The 9,242-nt window shown below is 71.3% G+C and carries 7 protein-coding genes; 4 read left to right on the plus strand and 3 right to left on the minus strand.

Going from position 1 to position 9,242, the window contains the following annotated elements:
- Positions 1–62 precede the first annotated feature (62 nt).
- Complete coding sequence (uvrA, locus tag ACZ6AA_RS34715) at positions 63–3,146, minus strand: excinuclease ABC subunit UvrA (RefSeq protein ID WP_471462413.1); 3,084 nt, start codon at positions 3,144–3,146, stop codon at positions 63–65.
- Between the two features lie 237 nt (positions 3,147–3,383).
- On the opposite strand from uvrA, the gene ACZ6AA_RS34720 reads away from it, so the two are divergent.
- Positions 3,384–4,109, plus strand: coding sequence for a maleylpyruvate isomerase family mycothiol-dependent enzyme (locus ACZ6AA_RS34720; protein WP_468448756.1), 726 nt, complete (start codon positions 3,384–3,386; stop codon positions 4,107–4,109).
- A 10-nt stretch (positions 4,110–4,119) separates the two neighbouring features.
- On the plus strand, positions 4,120–4,776 hold the full coding sequence (locus tag ACZ6AA_RS34725; RefSeq protein WP_468448758.1) for an MBL fold metallo-hydrolase: 657 nt from the start codon (positions 4,120–4,122) through the stop codon (positions 4,774–4,776).
- Between the two features lie 16 nt (positions 4,777–4,792).
- Here the strand turns inward: ACZ6AA_RS34725 and aroQ are convergent, their stop codons facing one another.
- Positions 4,793–5,254: a type II 3-dehydroquinate dehydratase gene (gene aroQ / locus ACZ6AA_RS34730; protein ID WP_468448760.1), complete on the minus strand. Its 462-nt coding sequence runs from the start codon at positions 5,252–5,254 to the stop codon at positions 4,793–4,795.
- Between the two features lie 83 nt (positions 5,255–5,337).
- On the opposite strand from aroQ, the gene ACZ6AA_RS34735 reads away from it, so the two are divergent.
- Both ACZ6AA_RS34735 and ACZ6AA_RS34740 read left to right on the plus strand, forming a co-directional pair.
- Positions 5,338–6,408 carry a S66 family peptidase gene (locus ACZ6AA_RS34735; protein ID WP_471462415.1) on the plus strand — a complete coding sequence of 357 codons (1,071 nt, stop codon included), beginning with the start codon at positions 5,338–5,340 and terminating at the stop codon, positions 6,406–6,408.
- A gap of 195 nt (positions 6,409–6,603) precedes the next feature.
- On the plus strand, positions 6,604–7,872 hold the full coding sequence (locus ACZ6AA_RS34740; RefSeq protein WP_468450100.1) for an MFS transporter: 1,269 nt from the start codon (positions 6,604–6,606) through the stop codon (positions 7,870–7,872).
- Between the two features lie 112 nt (positions 7,873–7,984).
- On the opposite strand, the gene ACZ6AA_RS34745 is transcribed toward ACZ6AA_RS34740, so the two are convergent.
- Positions 7,985–9,085, minus strand: coding sequence for a calcium:cation antiporter (locus ACZ6AA_RS34745; protein ID WP_468483018.1), 1,101 nt, complete (start codon positions 9,083–9,085; stop codon positions 7,985–7,987).
- Positions 9,086–9,242 lie beyond the last annotated feature (157 nt).

Below are 9,242 nucleotides of genomic sequence, written 5' to 3' on the forward strand. Positions count from 1 at the left end.
GCCACCCCTGTGCGGGGCGGCGCGCTGTGTGACTGGGGCGACGACCGGAGGGGCGCTTGACCTCAGGCCTTGCGCGCCCGCGTCGCCGTCTTCTTCGCGGGGGCCTTCTTGGCTGTCGCCTTCTTGGTCGCCGTCTTCTTCGTGGCCGACGACTTCGTGGCCGACGGCTTCTTGGGCTCCGACTTGGTGGCCGTCGACTTGGTGACGGCTGTCTTCGTGGGGGCCGACTTCGAGGCCACCGTCTTCTTGGCGGCGGTCTTCTTCGTGCTGCGGCGGGCCGGGGGCACCGCCGCGTCGCTGATGCGGTCCGCGGCGATGATGTCGCGCAGGAACTTGCCGGTGTGGCTGGTCGGCACCCCGGCGACCTGCTCGGGAGTGCCCTCGGCGATGACGAGGCCGCCGCCGCTGCCGCCCTCCGGACCCATGTCGACGACCCAGTCCGCGGTCTTGATCACGTCGAGGTTGTGCTCGATGACGATGACCGTGTTGCCCTTGTCGACCAGGCCGGACAGGACCGTGATCAGCTTGCTGATGTCTTCGAAGTGCAGACCGGTGGTCGGCTCGTCGAGGACGTAGACCGTGCGGCCCGTGGAGCGCTTCTGGAGCTCGCTGGCCAGCTTCACGCGCTGGGCCTCGCCGCCGGAGAGCGTGGGCGCGGACTGGCCGAGCCGGACATAGCCGAGGCCCACGTCGTGGAGGGTCCTCAGATGCCGGGCGATGCCGGGCACCGCTTCGAAGAAGTCGAGCGCCTCCTCGATGGGCATGTCGAGGACCTCGGCGATGGACTTGCCCTTGTAGTGCACGTCCAGGGTCTCGCGGTTGTACCGCGCGCCGTGGCAGACCTCGCAGGGGACGTACACATCCGGGAGGAAGTTCATCTCGATCTTGATGGTGCCGTCGCCGGAGCAGTTCTCGCAGCGGCCGCCCTTGACGTTGAAGGAGAAGCGCCCGGGGAGATAGCCCCTGACCTTCGCCTCCGTGGTCTCCGCGAAGAGCTTGCGGACGTGGTCGAAGACTCCGGTGTACGTCGCCGGGTTCGACCGGGGGGTGCGGCCGATGGGCGACTGGTCGACGTGCACGACCTTGTCGACGAGGTCGTCGCCCTCCACCCGCGTGTGCCGCCCGGGGACGGACCTGGCGCCGTTCAGCTCGCGGGCCAGGTGGGTGTAGAGGATGTCGTTGACCAGCGTGGACTTGCCGGACCCGGACACGCCGGTGACGGCCGTGAGGACGCCCAGCGGGAAGGAGACGTCGATGTCCTGGAGGTTGTTCTCGCGGGCGCCGTGCACCGTGAGGCGGCGGGTGGGGTCGGCGGGGCGGCGGACGTCGGGGACGGGGATGGCCTTCTTGCCCGACAGATACTGACCGGTGACCGACTTGTCGTTGCCGAGCAGCTCCTTCAGGGAGCCGCTGTGCACGACCTTGCCGCCGTGCTCACCCGCGCCGGGGCCGATGTCCACGACCCAGTCGGCGACCTTGATGGTGTCCTCGTCGTGCTCGACGACGATCAGGGTGTTGCCCATGTCGCGCAGCCGGACCAGCGTCTCGATGAGGCGGTGGTTGTCGCGCTGGTGCAGGCCGATGGACGGCTCGTCCAGGACGTACAACACGCCGACCAGGCCGGAGCCGATCTGGGTGGCCAGGCGGATGCGCTGGGCCTCGCCGCCGGAGAGCGTGCCCGCGGCGCGGTTCAGCGAGAGGTAGTCGAGGCCGACGTCGACCAGGAAGCGCAGTCGTTCGTTGACCTCCTTCAGGACCCGCTCGGCGATCTTCTTGTCACGGGCGTCGAGCCGCAGCTCGGCGAGGAAGTCCGCGCAGTCGCTGATCGACATCGCGGAGACCTCGGCGATGGACCTGCCCATGACCGTGACGGCGAGGACGATCGGCTTGAGGCGGGTGCCCTCACAGGTGGGGCAGGGCACCTCGCGCATATAGCCCTCGAAGCGCTCGCGGCTGGCGTCGCTCTCGGCCTCGCTGTGCCGCCGCTTGACGAAGGGGACGGCGCCTTCGAAGGCGGTGGTGTAGACCCGCTCCCTGCCGTACCTGTTGCGGTAGCGCACTTCGATCTGGGTCTTGTGGCCGTGCAGCAGGGCCTTCTTGGCGCGCTGCGGCAGGCCCGCCCAGGGCATGTCGGTGGAGAAGCCGAGCGCGTCGGCGAGGGCGCCGACCAGGCGGCCGAAGTAGTCCTTGGTGTGGCCGTGGGACCAGGGGTGGATGGCGCCCTCGTCGAGCGACTTGTCCTCGTCCGGGACGATCAGCTCGGGGTCGACCTCCATGCGCGTGCCGATGCCGGTGCAGTCGGGGCAGGCGCCGAAGGGCGAGTTGAAGGAGAAGGAGCGGGGCTCGAGCTCCTCGAAGGACAGGTCGTCGTACGGGCAGTAGAGGTGCTCCGAGTACATCCGCTCGCGCTCGGGGTCGTCCTCGGGGAGGTCGACGAAGTCCAGGACGACCATGCCGCCGGAGAGGCCGAGGGCGGTCTCCACCGAGTCGGTCAGGCGGCGCTTGGCGGAGTCCTTCACCGTGAGGCGGTCGACGACCACCTCGATGGTGTGCTTCTCCTGCTTCTTCAGCGTGGGCGGCTCGGAGAGCTGGATGGTCGCGCCGTCCACCCGGGCGCGGCTGTACCCCTTGGTCTGGAGGTCGGCGAAGAGGTCGACGAACTCGCCCTTGCGCTCGCGCACCAGCGGCGAGAGGACCTGGAAGCGGCTGCCCTCGGGCAGTTCGAGGACCTTGTCGACGATGGCCTGCGGGGACTGGCGGGAGATCGGGCGGCGGCACTCGGGGCAGTGCGGCTTGCCGATGCGCGCGAACAGCAGGCGCAGGTAGTCGTAGACCTCGGTGATGGTGCCGACCGTGGAGCGCGGGTTGCGCGAGGTCGACTTCTGGTCGATGGAGACCGCGGGCGACAGTCCCTCGATGAAGTCGACGTCCGGCTTGTCCATCTGGCCGAGGAACTGGCGGGCGTACGACGACAGGGACTCGACGTAGCGCCGCTGGCCCTCGGCGAAGATCGTGTCGAACGCGAGCGAGGACTTGCCGGACCCGGACAGACCGGTGAAGACGATGAGGGAGTCACGCGGGAGGTCGAGCGAGACGTTCTTGAGATTGTGCTCGCGCGCGCCACGGACGATGAGACGGTCGGCCACGCCGGTCCGCACCTTTCTTGAGAGAAGTGACAGGGGCGGGGCCCCCGTCGTTCACAGACTAGGGCGACCCACTGACAACGCCGGGTCGGATTCCCTGGTTCGCGGGATCCGGAGGTCGATGAACCCGGACTACCAAGAATGCCCGATGCCGCAACCGACCTTATAGCACGGACATTCGATTTGCGGGGCTGGTCCACCGCCTTCACCCGAACGTGTGGCGGAGCTATCGTCGGGCCCATGATTGATCATGTGCGCGACCTGGCGTCTGTACGTGACGCGACCGAACGGCTGCTCGCCGCAGCCACCGCATTGGACAACGTTTCGACGGCCGAGCCGTCACGGCTTCCCGGCTGGACGCGCGGACACGTCCTCGCGCACGTCGCGCGGAACGCCGACGCCCTGGTGAATGTGCTGGCCGGGCGACCCATGTACGTGAGCGGGGAGGCGCGGGACGCCGACATCGAGCGGGACGCTCCGCGACCGCTGGACGTTCAGCTCACCGACCTGCGGGAGTCCGCGGCCCGCTTCCAGGACGAGGGCGCCGCCCCCGCGGACTGGTCCCGCACCGTGGAGCTGCGCAACGGCGTCAAGGACGCGGCCGCCAACGTGCCCTTCCGGCGCTGGATCGAGGTGGAGCTGCACCACGTGGACCTCGGCGTCGGCTACGAGCTGGAGGACCTCTCCGAGGAGTTCACCCAGCGGGAGATCAACTTCCTCGTCGGGCGCTTCCGGAACCACCCGGGCCTGCCCGCCGTGGACATCCGGCAGGACGACGGCCGCGTGCTCGCCACGGGCGCCGTCGAGGCCGTCACCGCGGAGCAGGTCGAGCAGGGCCACGAGCGCACGGCCGACGTCACGGTCAGCGGCCGCCAGGCAGACCTCCTCGGCTGGCTCGCCGGGCGCCGCGACGGGGCCGCGCTGACCGTCGACGGCGGCCCCCTGCCCGCCCTCCCCCCGCTATAGGCTGAGTCGCATGACGTACAGCGGAGTGGTGAAGGTCGGCGGGGCCGCGGACGTGCACGAGCTGCAGGACCTGATGATCTCGAAGGTCGCGGTCGGCCCGATGGACAACAACGCCTACCTGCTGCGCTGCCGGGCCACCGACGAGCAGCTGCTGATCGACGCGGCCAACGAGCCGCAGACGGTGCTGCGGCTCATCGGTGACGACGGCATCAAGGCCGTCGTCACCACCCACCAGCACGGCGACCACTGGCAGGCCCTCGCGGAGGTCGTCGCGGCGACCGGCGCACGCACGTACGCGGGCCGCGAGGACGCCGAGGGCATCCCGACGCCGACGGACGTCCTCGTGGACGACGGCGACACCATCACCTTCGGCCGGATCTCGCTCACCGCCCGGCACCTGGTGGGCCACACCCCGGGCTCGATCGCGCTCGTCTACGACGACCCGCACGGCCACCCGCACGTCTTCACCGGGGACTGCCTCTTCCCCGGGGGCGTCGGCAACACCTGGAAGGACCCGGAGCGGTTCGCGAGCCTCATCCAGGACGTCGAGACGAAGATCTTCGGCACGCTTCCCGACGAGACGTGGGTCTACCCGGGCCACGGCAAGGACACCACGCTGGGCGCGGAGCGCCCGCACCTCGCGGAGTGGCGCGCCCGCGGCTGGTGACCGCGCTGGGGCGGGCCTAGCCCCGCCCCAGCAGCGCCGCCACCCGCTCCACCCCGAACACGTACCCCTGCACGCCGCAGCCCGCGATGACGCCGTCGGCGCGCTGGGAGACGTACGAGTGGTGCCGGAACGACTCACGCTGGTGGATGTTGGAGATGTGGACCTCCACCACCGGCATGCCGTCGCACGTGTTGAGCGCGTCCAGGAGGGCGATCGACGTGTGCGAGTACGCGGCCGGGTTGATGACGATGCCCGCGTGGTGCTCGCGCGCCTCGTGGATCCAGTCGACCAGCTCGCCCTCGTGGTTGGACTGCCGCAGGTCGACCGTCCCGCCGTGCGCCGCGGCCGCCTCGGCGCACATCGCCTCGACGTCGGCGAGCGTGTCGGTGCCGTAGATCTCCGGCTGACGACGGCCCAGGAGGTTCAGGTTGGGCCCGTTCAGGATCAGGACCGGGGCAGTGGCGAGGGTGTGGGGCACAGGGACCTCCGTGCGTCGGACTGCTGCTCACTGCCGGTTTATCACGGTGCGGGCGCCACGAGCCGGGCCGTACGCTGCCGGGCATGACACCACCCGGTCGCCCGCACCCGCCGCTGTATCCGCCGAAGCCCGCCCCCGGCGACCGCATCGCCGTCGTGTCGCCCGCGGCCGGACTGCCGGAGCTCTTCCCCCTCCCCTACGAACTGGGCCTGCGGCGGCTGCGGACGGACTTCCTCCTGGAGCCGGTGGAGTATCCGACGACGCGCAGGATGGGCGCATCGGCGCGGGAGCGGGCCGACGACCTGCACACCGCGTTCGCCGATCCGCAGATCAAAGCGATCATGGCGAGCATCGGCGGCGACGACCAGATCACCGTGCTGCCTTTCCTGGACCGGGAGTTGATCCGGGCGCACCCCAAGCCGTTCTTCGGGTTCAGCGACAACACCAACCTGCACGCCTTCCTGTGGGGGACCGGCATCGTCAGCTTCCACGGGGCGTCGGTGATGTGCGAGCTGGGGCGACCGGGGGCCATGGCCGCCCCGACCGCCGACTCGCTGCGCGCCGCCCTGTTCACCTCCGGCCGCTACGAACTGCGCCCCGCCGAGCGCTTCCGTGACATCGACGTCCCCTGGGACGACCCGGCGTCCCTCGACGCCGAGCCGCCGACGGAGCCGGGCGAGGGCTGGAGCTGGCATCTGCCGGAGGGCGCCGAGCGGGTCGTGGAGGGGCGCTCCTGGGGCGGCTGCCTGGAAGTCCTGGCCGGGCTCCTGATGGCCGACCGCGAGGTCGCCGACCCCGCCGACTACGACGGGCACGTGCTGTTCCTGGAGACGACGGAGGAACTCCCCTCCCCCACCGAGGTCTTCCGGATCCTGCGCGCCCTGGGCGAGCGCGGACTGCTCGCGCGCTTCGCCGCGCTGCTCATGGGCCGCGCCAAGCGCTGGAGCCTCGACCGGCGCAACAGCCCCGATGAGCGCGCCCGTTACGCCCGCGAGCAGCGCGAAGCCGTGCTCGCGGCACTCTCCGCGTACGCCCCCGCCACCATGGCCGTCTTCGACGTGGACCTCGGGCACACGGATCCGCAGTATGTGATCCCCTACGGCGGCACCGTACGGGTGGACGGGGACGAGCGGAGGATCACGGTCACGTACTGACACGCGTGCGTACGGCACCCGCGGGTGGGGCGCGCCCCTGGCCGTTCCGGCGCGCCCTCGGCCCCCTGCGCGCCCCCGTAACCGCCTGTCACACCGGGTAGTTGACGCACCGTGCACAACAGTGACTCTCCGTCAGGATCCCGGCCCACAGCCCAGCTCGCACCTAAGTCCACAGCTCAGCCCGCGGCCCCTTCGCTGCCCCGGCTCGCCGCCGCGTCGCTCGCCGGTACGGCCATCGAGTTCTACGACTTCTTCATCTACGGCACCGCGGCGGCCCTGGTCCTCGGGCCGCTGTTCTTTCCGACGTTCTCCCCGTTGGCGGGAACTCTCGCGGCGTTCGCGACATTCGGAGTGGGCTTCGTGGCCCGGCCGCTCGGTTCCGTGCTCTTCGGACACCTCGGTGACCGGCGCGGCCGACGGCCCGTTCTGGTGATCTCGTTGCTCCTGACGGGCCTTGCCACCGTCGCCGTGGGCTGCGTACCGACGTACGAGACGATCGGTGTGGCCGCGCCGGTGCTGCTGCTCGTGCTTCGTTTCGTGCAGGGCGTGGGGCTCGGCGGCGAGTGGGGCGGGGCGGTGCTGCTGACGGCCGAGCACGCGCCGCCCGAGCGGCGCGCGCTGTGGGCGAGCTTCCCGCAGGTCGGGCCCGCGATCGGGTTCCTGCTGGCCAACGGCGTGACGCTGGCGCTGTCCGCGACCCTCACGGAGGCGCAGTTCGCCTCCTGGGGGTGGCGGATCCCGTTCTGGGGAGCGGGGGTGCTCGCGCTTGCCGGGATCGCGCTGCGCGCCTCGCTCACGGAGAGCCCGGACTTCCTCCAGGTGCGCGAGCACGCGCGCGTACCGCTCGTCGAGGTGGCGCGCGGGCACTGGCGGCTCGTGCTGCTCACGGCGGGCGCGCTCGCCGTCGGGTACGCGGTGTTCTACGCCGTCACGACGTGGTCGCTCTCGTACGGCGTGGAGCGCCTCGGGGTGAGCCGGACCGTCATGCTGGCGTGCATCATGGCCGCCGTCGTCGTCAAGGGCGCGCTGACGCCCGTGGCGGCCTTCCTGGGCGACCGGTACGGGCGTCGGCCGATGTGCCTGGTGGGGTGTGCGGGGGTCGCCCTGTGGATGTTCCCGATGGTCGCCCTCCTGGCCACGGGTGAGCCGTTCCTAATCTTCCTGGGCTTCCTGGTGGCGCTGCTCGCGTTCGTCGCGATGTTCTCCGTGGTCGGCGCGTATCTGCCGGAGCTGTACGAGCCGCGGGTGCGCTGCACGGGGGCGGCGGTGGGCTACAACCTGGCGGGGGTCCTCGGCGGGGCGCTCACGCCGATGGTGGCGACCGCGGCGGCGCGGGGTGAGGGCACGCCATGGGGTGTGGCCGCGTATCTGACGGCCATGGCGGTGCTGAGCCTCGGGTGCTTCGCGCTGCTTCCGGAGACGCGGCCCGTGCGGGAGAAGGCGGTGGTGCCGGTCACGGGGTGAGGCGGGCGGCGGGCCCGGGGGGCCTCGTACGACGGCCGGTGCGGCAGCGCGTACGGCCGCCGGGGCATCGTGTCCGGCCGGATCGCGGTGCGGCCCGGCCGGACACGACGTCTCACGGATTGACCGCGAGTTCCAGGTACGCCGCGAACAGCACCAGGTGCACGCCGCCCTGGAGGGGCGTGGCACGACCGGGCACGACCGTGAGGGTGCCGACGAGGACGGTCAGCACGAGCAGCACCATGTGGGTCGAGCTGAGGCCGAGCACGAGCGGCCCGGACAGCCACACGGAGGCGATGGCGACGGCGGGGATGGTCAGGCCGATGCTGGCCATCGCCGAGCCCAGGGCCAGATTCAGGCTGGTCTGGACGCGGTCGCGGCGGGCCGCGCGCACGGCCGCGATGGTCTCCGGGAGCAGCACGAGCAGCGCGATGATCACGCCGACGACGGCGTGCGGCAGACCGGCCGACTCGACACCCGACTCGATGGTGGGCGACACGCCCTTGGCGAGCCCGACGACCCCGATGAGGGCGAGCGCGAGCAGGCCGAGGCTGATCAGGGCGGTGCGGGCGGAGGGGCCTTCGGCGTGGTCGTCGGCGTCGACGACCTCGCCCTCCTTGGTGACCGGCAGGAAGTAGTCGCGGTGCCGCACGGTCTGCGTGGCGACGAACAGGCCGTACAGGACGATGGACGACAGGGCGGCGAACGTGAGCTGCGCCGTGGAGAACTCCGGGCCCGGCTTGGAGGTCGTGAAGGTCGGCAGGACCAGGCTGAGCGTGGCCAGGGTGGCGACGGTCGCGAGCGCGGCTCCGGTGCCCTCGGAGTTGAAGACGGCGACGCGGTGGCGCAGGGCGCCGGTCAGCAGACAGAGGCCGAGTATGCCGTTGCAGGTGATCATCACGGCGGCGAAGACCGTGTCGCGGGCCAGGGTGGAGCTCTTGTCGCCGCCGTCGGCCATGAGGGTGACGATGAGCGCGACCTCGATGATGGTGACCGCGACGGCGAGGACGAGCGAGCCGAAGGGTTCACCGACACGGTGCGCGATGACCTCGGCGTGGTGGACCGCGGCGAGCACCGCCCCGGCCAGTACCGCCGTCACCAGGGCGACGACCACGCCCGACAGGGAGCGCCCCCAGGTGAGGGCGAGGAGAACGATTCCGAGCACGGGCACGGCGGCGGTCCACCGTGCGACGAGTGCCCGGAGCTTAGGGATCATGTTTTCGATGCTGCCCCGCTCACGGGAGGGCCGCGACTTCATAGGTTCCTTTCCATGCGGAAGCGGGGGGGGGGGGGGGGGGGGGGGGGGGGGGGGGGGGGGGGGGGGGGGGGGGGGGGGGGGGGGGGGGGGGGGGGGGGGGGGGGGGGGGGGGGGG

The organism is Streptomyces sp. NPDC040610 (assembly GCF_055594065.1).